The organism is Neochlamydia sp. S13 (genome assembly GCF_000648235.2).
GTDB lineage: Bacteria > Chlamydiota > Chlamydiia > Chlamydiales > Parachlamydiaceae > Neochlamydia.
Genome location: NZ_AP017977.1, coordinates 1916564 through 1931927, shown reverse-complemented (window position 1 = coordinate 1931927; position 15364 = coordinate 1916564). Strand labels below are relative to the sequence as shown.

The following is a 15364-nucleotide window of genomic DNA, read 5'->3' as shown; positions in this document are numbered from 1 at the left end:
CTTTCAAAATCTTGCTTTTGAAAAGGATAAAGGTAATGAACTGGAAAAGGAGCTTCAAAACGTGAAGTTAGAACAAGCTATGCTTTTATCAACAAATGATCCCATCAAGTCTTCGCGTAATCCTTCCTATAAAAGAAAGGAAAGCATGGAAAATTTGAAGAATATGTTAGCTAGGTACAAAAAGAAAAATGTGTTAAGCAGCTCAGTTGTAGACGAAAGCGCTCATCAGAAAAATAAGCAGGAAAATAGCTCAGCTTATCAATTACATTTACATAATAAAAAGCTTACCCAAGAAAACATAACTCTTCTAGAGCAACAAAAAAGCCTTAAAGCTCTTTATGATCAATTGGCAGACGATTTAAAAGAAGCTCAGCATAAAGGGGAGAATGATCAAGCTGTTTTGCATAGATCTTCTGAGCTAGCAGACTCCTATCAAGAAGCCTTATTGCAAAATCAACAGCAGAAAGAACAGCTAGAAAGATTGACATTAGTGGTACAAGAACAAGAAAAAAAGATTTATGAGCTAATTCATGAAGAACATACTCAAGATAGAGGGCAAGAACATCTACCAGGCACGGAAGCAAAGCTAGAGCAAGAGCCAAAAAATATCCATGCTTTAAAGATGGAAAATCATGTTTTAGCTAAAAAGCTTGCTGAGATCCAAAAGCATTCCACTCAACTCGAGCGCGTGCTTAAACATCTGCACGAGAGATCCAAAGAAGCCTATTTAGAGCTCAATCAGCTAAGAGAAGATTTTCAACGTTCCGAAGAAGCTGTTTTCAACCTTACTGGACAATTGGAGGTAGCACAGAAGCGCATCCATCAGCAGATAGAGGCTTTAAACACTGAAAAGGCTGAGAAACAGGAATTAATGGAAGAAATTCATGCCTTGCAAATACAATTTAGCTCTCTTAAAGCAAAATTAGCTGAAGAAAAAGAAGCTTTTAATAAAATCAAAGAGGAGAAAATACAGTTAGAAACCTCTATGACTGAGAAAGACCAGTTCTTTAATCAGTTAGAAAAAGAGATCACTATAATTAAGGAAGATTTATCTAAAGGGATGCGTGAAGCTAAAGAAATCGAAAGCTGCTACATGAATTCCGTAAGTGAAAAAATAGCTCTTTATAATAAAGTGTTGCAGTGTGAAGAGACCATTGTATCCCAGCAAAATGAGAATAAAGCCCTTCAATGCACACTTGAGCAAATCTCAAAAAAAGAAAACGATCTCAAAGAGCAGCTGTTACGATTAGAGAATTTGTTGCATGAGCAGCAGTTGGAGGCAGTGGAGCAAAAACAAAAGCATTCTCAAGAGCTTGAAAGCAGTTTACAGCAGCAGCAAGATTTATTTAAGCTGAAAGAACAGCAAGTAGAAGCCGATCAAAAGGAAATTACCTATCTTTCTCAAGAAAAATTTAGACTTGAAGACACTTTATCTATAATGACTCGTTATCAAGAGGAGCAAGATGCGCGCATTAAAGTAGCGCAACAACATTTGGGTAAAAAAGTTAAAGAGGTTGCCCTTCTTAATGAAAAAATTGAAGAGCAAAAATCCCTGATTGCTGATCTGGAGGAAAATTTAAATCAGCTTAAAATTAAAATGAATGAAAGGCAAAACTCTTTTGAACAGCAGTTAATGCAAGAAAGTAAAACTCAACAGCTGTTGCAGGAGACTATTCGTTTGACAGAGAGCCAGGTAGCCCATTGGGAAGCCAAATATCAACAGGCGGAGGAAAACCTTAAAACTTTAGAAGAAAAGCAGCAGCAGATGCATAGCTTATTGGCTAGCTTAAGTCATGTGATAGGGGCCCAGGATATTACATCGCAAGGTGAGGTTCCAATGTCTGCTGAGGTTGTTACGCCCAAAAAACCTCCTGAATGGGAAGAGATGCCTGCACAGGTTTCTTTAGATAATGAGCTTTCTTCTCTTCCCGATGAGCCACAGGGGCAACCTTCTTTGTTTGATGCAAGGCCTGCCTCTTCTCCCTTACGCCAGAATTTATTTGATTAAAGGATATGTGTGATAATTATTGGAATTGATCCTGGCACGCGCATTACAGGATATGGAATTATTAGAGTTGTAGGAAATGTTTATCAAGTTCTAGATTATGGTTGCATACGCCCGCCCGCTAATTACAAATTAACGGAACGCTATCTGGTTATTTTTAATGCACTAGAGGCTCTTATTCATCAATATTCCCCTGAGGCCCTTGCCGTGGAAACGCAGTATGTCAGTAAAAATGTGCAAAGTGCGATCAAGCTTGGAATGGCACGAGGAATTGCAATTTTAGCAGCCAAGAAAAAGGGGATTGCTATTTTTGAATATTCACCTTCTAAAGCTAAGCTAGCTGTGGTAGGCAACGGAAGCGCTAGCAAAGGACAAGTGCAAAAGATGGTGCAACTTCTTTTAAAGCTCGCCCAGCCTCCTAAGCCGGAGGATGCTGCTGATGCTTTAGCGTTGGCGATCTGCCATGCTCATGCAGCCCAATGTAAGAGTTTCTATGAAGCGGAAATTTAATATTAAATAACAGGTGAGAAGTGATAGCTTACATAAAAGGAGCTTTAACGCAATTGACCTCCTTATTTGCTGTAATTGAAAGTGGGGGTATAGGCTACAAAATCTTAATTCCTGCAAATCTTTTTGCAAAACTCCCCTCCCTACAGGAAGAGGTTTTGCTCTATACAGCTTTTGTCATTAGAGAAAATTCCCAAACGTTATATGGATTTTTGAATAGCGAGGACCGCGAGCTTTTTGAAGCTCTAATGAATGTAACAGGCGTAGGGCCAAAGATGGCTCTAAGCATTATAGGCCATCTATCAGGGCGTGAGCTGCAGCGGGCTATTCATAATCATGAGATAGCTACCATCAGCAAGGTTCCAGGCATTGGCAAGAAAACTGCAGAACGTTTGATGATAGAAATGCGCGATAAAATTCCAGCTATACTGCTTCTTGATCCTGAAGAACATGCTGTCTACCCCTCTACTGACCCACATGCTCAGAAAATTAAAGATGCGATGAGCGCTTTGATCAATCTAGGCTATAATCAAATGATTGCTCAACAAGCCATTAAAAAATGCTTGAAAGAATTTCCTGAAACTATTGAGCTGAGTGAATTGATTACTGCTGCCCTTAAAAACATATAAGAAAACAGCCTTTTAAGCTCATAATTTCTTCACCCTTAATGTTCGTAAGTGGGCAGAGCTTATAAAAAAGTAGGAGAATAAGGTCCCTTATTAAGATCCAGCTTTTAATGGATTTCTTTAGATTGTTTTCTACATCTCTTGCATAGCTTGAATAACCTTGCTCTCCAGCTGCTTACCATTTTTAAAGGAACCTATTAGCGTTCGCTTATTTTTTGTTTGCTTACCTTTTTGCTGCTCTAAGCTTAAACAAAACTTATCTAGCTTTAAAAGGGTAAAGCCATTCGTAGAAGCATATACACGTATTTTTGTAAGATGATATAGCCAACTAGCAGCTTCAGGAGGTGTTCCGAAACGGTCTTTAATTTCTTCCCAGATAGCCTCTACCTCTTCATGGGTGATGGCTTCTCCTAATCTTTGATAAATTTCCATGCGTAAGCTAACTTCATTAATAAATTCTTCTGGCAATCGTGCGTCCAGCAGGGGAAAATCCATTTTAGTATCCACAAGTAAACTGGATATTTTACCTTGCAAAGTCTGTATAGTTCTTTTTAGTAGCTTGCAATATAAATGAAAGCCAATAGCAGCTACTTGCCCGGATTGTTCATGGCCCAAAATATTTCCTGCTCCTCGGATTTCGAGATCGCGCATAGCAATTTTCATACCGCCACCATATCCTTGCGCTTCCATTAAAGCATTCAGCCTTTTGCGCGAAAGTTCTGGTAACGAACGTAGACGGGGAACCATAAAATAGGCATAAGCTTTTCTATTCCATCGGCCTACTCGGCCACGCAATTGGTATAGATCCGCGAGTCCAAAAGTATCGGCACGATCGATTAAAATGGTGTTGGCATTAGGAATATCAATGCCGTTTTCTACAATTGTCGTAGCTACCAAGATATCTGCTTGGCCGCTTTTAAAAGCATGGAAAACAGTATCTATTTCTTGGCTGCTCATTTGTCCATGTCCTACGACAATGCGAGCTTGGGGTAAAAGTTTTTTGAGGCGGGCGGCATAATCATAGATGGATTCTACGCGATTATGGATGAGATAGGCTTGACCATTACGAGATAGTTCACGTAGTAAAGCATTCTTAAGTGTTTCGTCATTAGATTCCGTGATGAGAGTGGTAATGGGCAGGCGATCTTGAGGGGGAGTATTAATGACAGACATGTCGCGTGCTCCGATGAGTGACATGTAGAGGGTACGCGGGATTGGCGTAGCAGAAAGCGTTAAACATTCAATAGAATTTTTAATCTTTTTCAGCTGTTCTTTAGCTTTAACGCCAAAACGTTGCTCTTCGTCAATGATAACCAGCCCCAAATCTTTAAAAATTACATCTTTGCCTATCAAACGATGGGTACCAATAATAATATCGACAGAGCCCTTAGCAATGCCCTCCAAGGTCTCTTTCATTTGCTTGGCCGAACGAAAGCGAGACATGACGGCGATATTGATAGGAAAGTTGCTCATTCTTTCAACAAAATTTTCATAATGCTGCATGGCTAGCACGGTGGTGGGAACTAAGACTGCAACCTGTTTCCTACCGTCAACCACTGCTTTAAAAGCAGCCCGCATAGCGACTTCCGTTTTCCCATACCCCACATCGCCACAAATTAGGCGATCCATGCATTTTTTTTCCTGCATGTCAGCTTTAATGGCAGCGATAGCAGCTAGTTGATCTTCAGTTTCCACAAAAGGAAAGTCTTCTTCAAAAGCTTGCATATCTGAGCTGTCTTCCGAATAGGCATAGCCTTCTTTCACGGAGCGCTTAGCGTATAACTCTAAAAGGTCGGCCGCATAGCTCATAATAGCCCGCTCAGTATTTTCTTTAGTCTTCTTCCAGCGGCTGCTGCCTAGATGATGCAGTTTAGGAATTTCTTCATTAGCTCCTACATATTTGCTAATTAAATAGGCTTGATTAAGAGGGACAAATAATTTAGCGTTGTCGGCATATTCAATGGCAAAAAATTCACTAAGGCTCCCTTGAAGATTAGGGCGTTTTTCTAATCCAATAAATTTACCGATACCATTATTAAGGTGCACTACAAGCTCTCCCGCAGATAAATCATAGCTTTCTAGCGGGGTGGTATGATAAGTGCTACGCTGCTTCTGTCGGCGGATTTTATATCGATGCGTAATCTCAGTGGCAGGTAAGATGATCAGCTTTTGATCTTCTAAGACAAAACCGCTGGATAAATAGTGCAGGTGGAAAAAAGTATTTTCCGGCAGGGTAATATGAGCCTCTTGAAGGCGTTTTTTTAGATTACTCTCTTCTAAGGGCGTGTCGCAAAGAAAGTGAAGATGATGATCTGATTGTCCCAGCTTAGAGAGGGATAAGAGAATTTCTTGGCCGTTAATTTCTGCGTTCTCTGCCTGTTCAGGCAACAGGAAATGACTGAGAGGAATGAAAGGATGAGACCAACGTCGAGCATGAAATTCGCTTGCGAATAGAGAGAAAGAGAGCTTGTAGAGGGGAGCTTGTTTAGAATAATAATTTGTTGAAGTTTTATCAAGGATGCGAACTTCGCTCAATTCTTCTATAGGATTCTGACTAAGAAAGATTTTCTGTAGGGGGGCCATAGCTTCCATGAACTGTCCGATGCTGCAAAATGTAGGCGTTGAGCTACCACAAATATTGACAAGGGAAGCATAACGGTCTTCTAAAGCGAGTATGTCATCAAAAACCACGATCGTCTCAGGACCTAAATAATCCAATAGTGTGCATAGATGAGGCTCAGGTTTTAATAATTCCAGCTCTTTAGCAGGCGGAATCTCTACTTTTTCTACACTTCGGATAGACTTTTGCCCAATAGGATCATAGATGCGGATGGATTCAATTTCATCTCCCCAAAAGTCAAGCCGGAAAGGATCAGGAGAAGAAACAGGAAAAATATCAATGATTCCGCCGCGAATCGCAAATTCTCCTTTATCGGCAGCCACAGCTCTTCTTTGATATCCCATGCTCACAAGGCGCTCTGTAAAAATTCCAAAAGGAATGGATGTTTGAGGGGTCAGGTGCATGTAGAGCTGTTTGAATTTCTGAGGAGGGATCAGACGTTGCAGGCAAGCTTGCAGGCCAGAAAGAATAATGTGAGGGCCTTCTTGTTGCACTAGCTGTTCTAAAACTTTATACCGCTCGCCCACTACATCAGGACTAGGTGCAATGTTTTCAGAGGGCAACGTCTCCCAAGCGGGAAATTCAATAGCGGATTGCCCAGCAAAAAATGGAAAATCGTGAAATAAGCGGGTCTCTTCTAAGCTAGCCCCTGTTAAAATAAGAATGTTTTTGCCAGTGGCTTGCTTGGCTAAAGAAGTTATAAAAGCTTTGGCTGCATTCCATGTTTCTTCAATAAGAATGGAATCATGATTTTTTAAAGCTTCTTCAAGCTTTTGAATTTTTTCACTTTTGATTATTTCTTTAAACACTGTTTTGCCTCAAGAAGAAGGTAAAGAAAGTAAATAAGATACACTTTAAATAGGCTTTTTTGCACCACTATTAATTCCTCATTAGCCTTAAGTTTAATGAATAGCCGAAAGCACTCAAACTGGCTGGGAAAATTTTGTAAAAGAAGAGTTTTCAAGAAATAAAAAGCCGCAGGGTAGAAAAGAAACATCTCGATGATAAAGGCCATAAATTTAAAACCTTAAAGTCCTTGTTAAGAAGAAATTATTATAATCAACTGATTATTAAAAAGTTAATTCTTAATTGAATGCCGAAAATATATTTTTGAGAGGGAGTCTATTGAAAATAGATGGGAGCAGGTAAGGGGTAACTAAACACAAGTTAAATAGGGCAGGATGAAGTAAAGGGGCTAAAAAAACTACAAAGGTAATCAAAGAGTGTGCGTAAGGCATCTACACAAAAAGGACAGCGAAGAGAAAAAAAAGGGGATGACCTTCGAAGCTAAACCTATGAGCAGCTTGCGGAAAGTAAAAGGAGTGAGAGAAAATATTTTCCTCTCAATCCATTTTTTTATCGGAAAGTTTATCTCCAAGCATTTCACGTACTTGTGCTAAGGCCTGTCCAACCTTATGAGGAGCTTTCCCTCCTGCTTGAGCATTGCCAGGCTTACCTCCTCCGCTACCTTCAATAGTGGGGGCAATCTTCTTGACTATATCAGAAGCTTGAATGCCTTGGGCCACTAAATCTTCAGTTACACGAATGATCAATTGGCAGCGCTCTTCATAAGAAGCTGCAAGGATTAATACGCCTGATTTAAAGCGTGCCATAATGTCTTCAACACATAAGCGCAATTCTTCAGGGGAGAGATCGACTTGAGATGCAATGAGACTAGCTTTAGGGAGCTTTTCCACTTTTCCTAAAAGAGAATCCACAAGATTTTCTCTCTGGGTTTTTTGAAGGTTTTTTAGATGCTGAGATAATTGCTTATTTTCTTCTAATAGCTTTTCTATTTTTTCTTTTAGCTTAGCAGGTGATGCTTTTAGTAAAGCTGCACTTTCTAGGATGATTTTTTCTGCTTCACGATTGAGAGCTTCAGCTTCTGCCCCTGTGACTGCTTCAATGCGTCGCACGCCTGCAGCGATGCTGCTTTCTTTGGCGATACGAAAATGACCAATAGTGCCTAAGAAATTAGTATGCGTGCCTCCACATAACTCTTTAGAATAGTCTATATCAACAACTCGGACGAGAGAACTATATTTTTCCCCAAAAAATTGCTTAATATCTTCTCTTTTTTGTGCTTCTTCATAGGGAATCTCATACCCTTTGACCGCTTGATTGGTGCGAATTTTAGTATTAATCAGATCCTCAAGAGCTAGAATTTCTTCGTAGGTCAAGGCTTTATGATGATTGAAGTCAAAGCGGAGGCGTTCAGCATCTACTACTGAGCCAGCCTGCTTGATGTGCTCTCCTAATACTTGGGAAAGAGCCCAATGCAGAAGATGGGTAGCTGTGTGGTTGTTAGCAATCTTTTGACGCCGTCTTAAGTCGATCATAGCTGTCAAGGTATCCGCTGTGGTCAAGCAACCTTTTTCTACTCTGCCTATGTGGGCGATAATACCTTTATAGGGGGATTTGCAATCAGTCACTTGAAAGAGCTTGTGATCTCCTTTAATAACTCCTAAATCTCCTATTTGTCCACCCATTTCTGCGTAAAAGGGTGTTTGGTCAAGAAGAATAATGCCTTCCTGGCCTTCCTCTAAGGAGGTGACAAATTGCCCGTTATAGAGAATACCTTGAATTTTACTCACTGCCTGTTGCTGCTGATAGCCTACAAATTTTGTAGGTCCATGCTTTTCAGTAAAACTTGCGTATAGATTTTCTGAAGCTACTTGTTGGATAGTTTTTTGTGAGCTACGGGAGCGTTCTTTAGCCTCTTGTTCTAAAATTTGATAGCGTTCTACATCAACAGTAAGAGCTGAATCTTTAGCAATCAATAGGATTTCTTCTATAGGCAGGCCATAAGTATCTTTAAGTTTAAAAGCTTCATCACCTGTAATTTGTTTGCTGCTGGCTTGAGCCTTATCAATGATTTGATTAAGAATATTGCCACCTCGGCGTAAAGTACGGAAAAAAGCTTCTTCTTCTATCGTTAAAATTTCCGCAATAAGACTTTGCCCTCTTTGCAATTCTTTATAGTCGCTGCCCATCGTTTCAACTAACCGAGGAAGTACTTTAGCTAGGAAAGGATCTTCTATTCCTAACATGCGGCCATAGCGTACAGCACGTCTTAAAACTTTCCTTAAAACATATCCTCGGTCGATATTACTGGGTTGGACTCCATCGGCTATAGCAAAAGCTAAGCAGCGCAAATGGTCGACAATCACACGAAAAGCAGGGGCTAGATGAGGATTAGCAGGGTCATAAGGAATGCCTGAAACCTGCTCAACCTGAGCGATTAAGCTACGTAACACATCTGTTTCAAAGACAGAATCTATATCCATCTTTAGGCTAATTACGCGTTCCAAGCCTGCTCCCGTGTCTATCGATGGCTTAGGTAGAGGAGTAAGCTGCGTAGGCGATGAGCGATTATATTGCATAAAGACTAAATTCCAAAATTCGAGAAAGCGACTTCCTTCGCTATCTTCACTAAGCTTAGAGGCTTTGCCATATTTAGGTCCTCGATCATAGTATAGCTCAGAACATGGCCCACAAGGCCCTACCTCTCCCATCGCCCAAAAGTTGTCCTTTTCATCTAGACGAGTAATTTTATGGGTAGGAACATACTGGGTCCAAAGCTCGAAAGCTTCCTCATCTTCTCGGAAAACACTAGGCCAGATACGTTCTGCTTCAAATCCAAAAACTTGGGTAGAAACTTCCCAGGCAAATTGAATAGCTTCTGCTTTAAAATAGTCGCCAAAGGAAAAATTGCCGAGCATCTCAAAGAATGTTAAATGCCGTGCGGTATGCCCCACATTTTCAAGATCGTTGTGTTTTCCTCCCACCCGGATGCATTTCTGGGCTGTAGTCGCTCGATTATAATCTCGTATAGTATCGCCTAAAAACACGTCTTTAAATTGGTTCATGCCTGCATTGGTAAAAAGAAGAGTAGGATCATCGTGAGGCACTACAGGGGAGGAGGTAATTATAGAGTGCTGCTTATTTTTAAAATAATGGAGAAATTGGCGACGAATTTCTTGAGTAAGCATTGAAAATTCCTGATGGATGAAAAAGTAAAAGATTATATCTTAAGAAAGCTTTTTCCTCCTAGCGGATTAGTTTTCGAAAAAATTGTAAGGTTAAAAGATAAAGGCTTCGCATTTCTTCCGTTCGTTGCTCTTAAGAATGTGTTTGGCTTGTAGCCTTTAAGCTGCGTAGGAAATGGAATAGGCTTGCGTAATGGACAAGGCTTGCTTGGATTGATTATTACCTCATAGCAAATCTAGCTTTCTTTAGCAAAAGTTTGCCATGATGGGAGAGATGCTTAGTTTCTCAATAGTTTAAAGCTGAAATTTTGCGATCCGAAATTCGTTCACAAGATGCCTTTATATATTGAGACTAGCCTAAGGTATTGCCATCAATATGCATGCCACTTGCCCTATACAATTTCCCAGTAAATTCTTTGGTAGGGCCAAATAAGAGTCCCTCCATGGTGGCAAAAATTACTTGAGGAAGGAAAGCAACAGGATTGCAGCAGAAAATACCATTAAAAAATGAGCCAGTCCAAAAACAATCGATGCAAAAAATACGGATTTTCAAAGAAAAATATATCCTTAGAATAGTTTTTCAACTCCTTTGTACGCAAGGTGAGTTGGTCATGCGTATAATAGAAATGTACTATGGTAAACTTAAGAAAGCGCTTATATCTGGCATGGAGCCCAATCATTTAATGGCTTCTCTCTTACTGAAAAAAATGCATTGCAACAATTTTGCATAAATGGATTATCCTTTAAAAAAAAAGCTGCGAGGATTAACCCAGCAGCTTTCCTAACAAGAAATTAAATATTCCTTTATTTGGATTTTTATTTAATTATGCCATCATAGCACCTATAGCAAAGAAACTAGCTATGCCTGCTGAAGCTATAGTAGCCAAGCATGCTAGCTTTATAAAAAAGCTCTGAGCATATTCTTTAGCTGCCCATACTTTTTTTAGAAAACTAGCTTTAACGGTTTGCACTGAACGGCTTTTGTTTGAGTCTAGTTCGGTTTCTTGTTCCTCCGCTTGGGGTAAAATTCCCTCACTTTCTTTCATTTCCAGTTCGATAAAAGAATTTTCTTTTTCGTGGTCCATCACCTCTTCTTGAATAGTTAGTGAATTTAATGTTTTTTTCCTTCCTATTCTCATGATTTATTCTCTCCTGCCAATCATGCATATAATGTTGGGTAAGTAATTTCGCCTCTTTTTCTTCTTTTTCTGCTAGTTCTTCAGCAGTTAGAGTTTCTTGAGTATCGGAAGGAATAAACTTTTTTATCAGCTCTTCAACTATTAACCTCATTTCTTTAAAATTGTTTTTCAAGCTTCCAAATTCTATGGCCAGTTGCTCCTGATCTTGTCCTATTTTCCGGAAGCCTCGTTTTATCTCAGTCTGCTCACTGCGTAGAAAATGGAATTGCTGCTCTATTTCTCGGAACGATTCTCGAAAGCCTGCAAGATCCCTATGTACGCGTTCTTGGGCCTGCCTTATTTCCTGAAACGATTTTCGTAAGTCTGCAAAATCTCTACGTATAACGTCTCGTTCTTGTTCTGCCTCCTGAAAGACTTGTTTTATCTTTGCCTGTTCATTCCGCCTTAACTGATGTTGTTGCTCTAATTCCTGGAAGGATTCTCGTAAGCTTGCAAAACCTTTATGCAAGCGTTCTTGGTCTTGCCGTATCTCCTGAAAAGCTTGTTTTATCTCTGCCTGTTCATTCCGCCTTAACTGCTGTTGTTGCTTTAATTCCTGAAAAGCTTGTTTTATCTCTGCCTGTTCATCCTGCCTTAACTGCTGTTGTTGCCCTATTTCCATGAAAGACCCTTCCAAATCTCCAAAGTCTCTGCTAATGACTTCTAGTTCTTGTCCTATTTCTTGAAAGGACTCTCTTATATCTTGAAAATCTCTACGGATAAGATATTGTTCTTGCCCTATTCTTTGAAAAGATTGTTTTAGCTCTGCCTGATCGTTAACTATTAATTCTTGGCCTTCTTGGATTTTAATTTGTCCTTGCTCAATTCTTGACAGTCCTTCGTTTATAAGGCAAAAGTCTTCTAAAAGTTTATCAGCCCGGCTACTAAGCTCTTGTTCCTCTTCTTGTCTTTGTTCAACCTCTATTTCTAATTCCTCGGTCGGTAAATGTACAACACTAGTTCGAGATAAACGTTCTCTTTCACTTTGCTCACGTTCCATGCTATTTAGCTGATGCATTACCGTTGCAATCATCAAATCCTGCTCAGATTGTAATAATTTTGCATTACTACGCATGAGTCGAGCGTCACCATATCTTTGACAAGCGTCAAATTGCTCTAGAAAATCATCAGAATCAGAATCGGAATCAGATGAAAGAATTTTTCTTACTCCCATAACCTACCTCAATTTTTAGAACTTTATATAATTTGCCAAAAGAAGCAAGCTCATTTGATAACTTTTTTATTGGGTAAGAAAGTTTTCTTTATTAAGGCTTTCTTCTCTTGCCGCTAAAGAGGTAATACTTTCTTCTAATTCTCTATTTCTATTTAACGTTTTATCTTTCTCTGCTTCAATTCTTTTAATCGTTGCTTGCGTTTCCCTATCTTTATCTTTCCATTGATCATTTTCAGCCGCCAAATCATTATTTCCAGCCCTCAAAATTTTAACATTGTTTTTAACTATCTCATTTTTTTCATCCATTTCCATCAGTCGTTGATTTACCTTCATGAGTTGTTCATTTCTTACTATAAGGGCATCACGAAGGTCATCAACCTCTTTGTCACATTCTCTTAGTCTTGTTTTATATTTACAAAGCTTTTTTTCTTGTTTATCTACTCTATTAACTAGCGCTTGGAAATCAGCTTTTGAAACTATCCTATTGAAATCAGCCTTTACATGATCTTTAGGTTCTAAATTATTCATAATAAATCCTTTTATTAAATTATTTAGTAAACAAGAGAACTGCCTTACTTTATAATTGAAAGTAGGGTTAGCTTTTTTTTATATTTCATTCTGTGATTTTAAACAAATAAAAAAAAAGTAAAATTTAATGTAAGATTATAAACTTTAACTAGGGATAGATAGATTGCTTTTTTTTCTTAAGCATTTAATTGTCAATTGCTAGTAAGTTTTAATTTTTATCGTTTAGTAGAGATAAGAATTTTGGCTCTTCGAAGGTTTGCGTGGTAAAAAATTTATTTAATGTTGAAAGTAGTTAAATAAAAATAGCATTTGCCACATCCTAATGTTTGCAAACATAGAAGGAGGGTGAACAAATGCTAAATAACAATTATCTAACGAAGCTTATTAATTTGGAAGGGGTAAAGTTTAAGGATATTTATATTCAAGAGGATACGGTTAGAGTTTTAATTGCTGGCATAAATCATACACAGCTATGCCCCTACTGTAGTCAGCCAACCTTTAAGTTAGTTGATATCAAGCCAAAAGTTTATCGTGATGCGGATTTAGCTGGACGAGCTTGTTACCTTGAAATTGATTTAAGAAGGTTTGAATGTCAAGAATGTTGTTGTACCTTTAATGAATCTTTAGATTTTGCTAGCCCTTATAGGCATTATACCAAGCGATATGAGCAACAAGTCTATAAATGCTGCCAAGAAACAACGGCTACTTATACAGGCTTAAAGTTTGGTATGAGCGATAAAACTGCTGCAGAGATTTACTACAAAGAAGCTAAGAGCAAACAACGAGACTTGCAATCACTTCTATCTACGCAAGTCATCGGTATTGATGAAATTGCTATACATAAAGGGCATAAGGATTTTGCTGTCGTAATTACCGACTTAACGAATAAAAGAGTGATTGATATCCTTAAAGATAGAAAAAAAGCTGCTTTAAAAGCCTATATGGCGGCATGCAATGAGGAATTTAAGAATGAGATTAAGTTTGTAGCCATAGATTTATGGGCTCCTTACCGTGCAGTAGTAGAAGAGATGCTACCTAAGGCCAAAGCTGTAGCTGATCGTTTTCATGTCATGCAAAACCTAAATCAAGCGTTAGACTGCTGCAGGAAAAGGGCAAAAAAGGAAAGCATCGATCAAGAAATATGGAAAGATACAAAGTATATCCTATTAAAGAATCGTGAGAAGTTAACAGAACAGCAAGAAGATTTGCTAGACAAAATCTTAGAGTTAAAGCCAGATTTGAAAGTGTATTATAAGCTTAAGGAGTCGTTTAGAAGCTTATTTAATGATTTAAACGATAGGCAAACAGGGAGAGAGAAATTGTCTGCTTGGGTGTTAAATACAGTTAGGCATAAAGCTACAGGATATTACGAATTTGTAAAGACATTACTAAACTGGGAAGAAAATATATTGAATTATTTCGATAAGAAAGTAAGCAGCGGTTTTGTGGAAGGGGTCAATAACAAAATTAAGCTTATTAAAAGAAAAGCCTATAATTTTGTAAATTTCGAAAACTTTAGAATAAAAATAATAGATTCTTTTCCTTAAAATAAATTTTTACCACGTAAATCTCCGGAGAACCAAAATTTTTATAAAAAGTTAATGAAATAGATTTTTATATCTATAGGAAGTATAAAATCAAAGATAAATATGAGTGTTTTCGCTGATTGCTTAATAATTGAGAGGCTTTTATTAATAGTTGCTTGGACAGATAGCCAAAAATTACACTTTTCTATATCTTTCGGTTTAAAAGCATTTTATCTGGCCAAAAGAGCCGCGGACGTTTATTAAGGATAAAAGGCGTATGGATAGAAGGTTTTACTAAGCCTTGGCATAGTAGTTTACTTTTAATTTCAATCACTGTGTTTGCTGTTTTCTTTGAAGCTGTAACAATAGCTTCTCCTGCCAAAGTGGCCGTTTGTTCTAGTTTATCCACTGTATCTATGACTTTAACTCCTATGTTTTTGGTAGATTTTATAAGATCTTCCGCGGTGATATCAGCCTTTACTAAATCAAAAATCTTTTGTATGACAGGTTGATACTGCTCTAATTTCGCACATAGATAGGTCTTGTTTTTTCTTAGCTTTTTAAACCAGGCTATCCCATTTACATACATTTCAGGAACATCATCATGGGAATAAATAAAAGCATGGTAAGTGTCCCATAATTGCATGCTTAAATTAAAAGTTTTAGCCAATACATTGAGAGTACAATAATAAAGGCGGCACCAATAGGCTTCTAAGTTTTTTATCCTGGATTTAGCTTGATTTCTTGTCTTAATGGAGAAAAACATAGAGTCGGGATTTTTAGCCCATTGAGGCTCTATCAAAGGAGAATAATTGCCTTTAATAGCTTCTTTTAACTCGGTAAAAGCATTCGATAAAGCGCGAATTCTTTGAAAGCATTCATCAATGCGGGTGGCAAGAAGGATAAGTTTGGCTATCCCGCGGATCGTATTTTCAATAAATGTAGGTGTAAACTTAAGAGCAAAATCAGTTAAAGTTCCTAAAGCGGCAGGAACAATTGTTTGCTGAGTGCACAGTTTTTTCTTGCGGTGTAGCCACCAAACCCAATGCACTGTTGTACAGATTTTTAAGGTAGCTCTTACCGGCAACGAAAGATTAAATTGCCCCAAAACTTTATCATGCATTAAATCATCTTGTAAACTTCGATAGGCAGCGATAGGATTCATATTTTTTCTTGCCTGTTTACTAAATTGTGGCTAGAGTCTAGAACAT

Annotated in this window: 10 protein-coding genes; 4 read left to right on the top strand and 6 right to left on the bottom strand. The window is 38.4% G+C overall.

What is annotated here, in order from left to right; translation table 11 throughout:
• The first annotated feature begins 61 nt into the window (after window positions 1-61).
• From TY21_RS07500 to ruvA, 3 genes are read left to right on the top strand one after another with little or no spacing between them, the layout of a single operon-like run.
• Complete coding sequence (locus TY21_RS07500; protein ID WP_130589627.1) at window positions 62-2008, top strand: hypothetical protein; 1947 nt, start codon at window positions 62-64, stop codon at window positions 2006-2008.
• Window positions 2009-2017: 9 nt separating this feature from the next.
• Window positions 2018-2515 (top strand): crossover junction endodeoxyribonuclease RuvC, encoded by a 498-nt coding sequence (gene ruvC, locus TY21_RS07495; RefSeq protein ID WP_042243249.1) that lies wholly within the window; start codon window positions 2018-2020, stop codon window positions 2513-2515.
• A gap of 20 nt (window positions 2516-2535) precedes the next feature.
• The gene (gene ruvA, locus TY21_RS07490; RefSeq protein ID WP_039383126.1) at window positions 2536-3141 is read left to right on the top strand and encodes a Holliday junction branch migration protein RuvA; all 606 of its coding nucleotides are present in this window, start codon (window positions 2536-2538) and stop codon (window positions 3139-3141) included.
• A gap of 129 nt (window positions 3142-3270) precedes the next feature.
• On the opposite strand, the gene mfd is transcribed toward ruvA, so the two are convergent.
• The 5 genes from mfd to TY21_RS07465 all read right to left on the bottom strand — a co-directional run bounded on the left by mfd (window position 3271) and on the right by TY21_RS07465 (window position 12627).
• A complete protein-coding gene (gene mfd, locus TY21_RS07485) occupies window positions 3271-6567 on the bottom strand; it encodes a transcription-repair coupling factor (RefSeq protein ID WP_130589626.1) in 3297 nt (1098 codons plus the stop codon).
• 534 nt (window positions 6568-7101) lie between these two features.
• Window positions 7102-9750, bottom strand: coding sequence for an alanine--tRNA ligase (gene alaS, locus TY21_RS07480; protein WP_042243235.1), 2649 nt, complete (start codon window positions 9748-9750; stop codon window positions 7102-7104).
• A gap of 821 nt (window positions 9751-10571) precedes the next feature.
• Window positions 10572-10832 (bottom strand): hypothetical protein, encoded by a 261-nt coding sequence (locus TY21_RS07475; protein ID WP_130589625.1) that lies wholly within the window; start codon window positions 10830-10832, stop codon window positions 10572-10574.
• Window positions 10780-12099, bottom strand: a complete 1320-nt coding sequence (locus TY21_RS07470; RefSeq protein ID WP_042243230.1) for a hypothetical protein — start codon at window positions 12097-12099, stop codon at window positions 10780-10782. Before TY21_RS07470 ends, TY21_RS07475 begins: the two co-directional genes overlap by 53 nt.
• A gap of 66 nt (window positions 12100-12165) precedes the next feature.
• Entirely contained in the window at window positions 12166-12627 is a 462-nt protein-coding gene (locus TY21_RS07465) for a hypothetical protein (protein WP_042243229.1), read from the bottom strand.
• A 353-nt stretch (window positions 12628-12980) separates the two neighbouring features.
• Between TY21_RS07465 and TY21_RS07460 the strand changes: the two genes are divergently transcribed.
• Entirely contained in the window at window positions 12981-14174 is a 1194-nt protein-coding gene (locus tag TY21_RS07460) for an ISL3 family transposase (protein WP_130589624.1), read from the top strand.
• Between the two features lie 184 nt (window positions 14175-14358).
• Here the strand turns inward: TY21_RS07460 and TY21_RS07455 are convergent, their stop codons facing one another.
• The gene (locus tag TY21_RS07455) at window positions 14359-15318 is read right to left on the bottom strand and encodes a hypothetical protein (protein WP_042243175.1); all 960 of its coding nucleotides are present in this window, start codon (window positions 15316-15318) and stop codon (window positions 14359-14361) included.
• Between the last annotated feature and the right edge of the window lie 46 nt (window positions 15319-15364).

Coding starts and splice junctions, on each gene's coding strand:
- alaS (WP_042243235.1), bottom strand. CDS start 9,750: ATGCTTACTCAAGAAATTCGTCGCCAATTTCTCCATTATTTTAAAAAT.
- TY21_RS07465 (WP_042243229.1), bottom strand. CDS start 12,627: ATGAATAATTTAGAACCTAAAGATCATGTAAAGGCTGATTTCAATAGG.
- TY21_RS07460 (WP_130589624.1), top strand. CDS start 12,981: ATGCTAAATAACAATTATCTAACGAAGCTTATTAATTTGGAAGGGGTA.
- TY21_RS07475 (WP_130589625.1), bottom strand. CDS start 10,832: ATGGACCACGAAAAAGAAAATTCTTTTATCGAACTGGAAATGAAAGAA.
- TY21_RS07470 (WP_042243230.1), bottom strand. CDS start 12,099: ATGGGAGTAAGAAAAATTCTTTCATCTGATTCCGATTCTGATTCTGAT.
- TY21_RS07455 (WP_042243175.1), bottom strand. CDS start 15,318: ATGAATCCTATCGCTGCCTATCGAAGTTTACAAGATGATTTAATGCAT.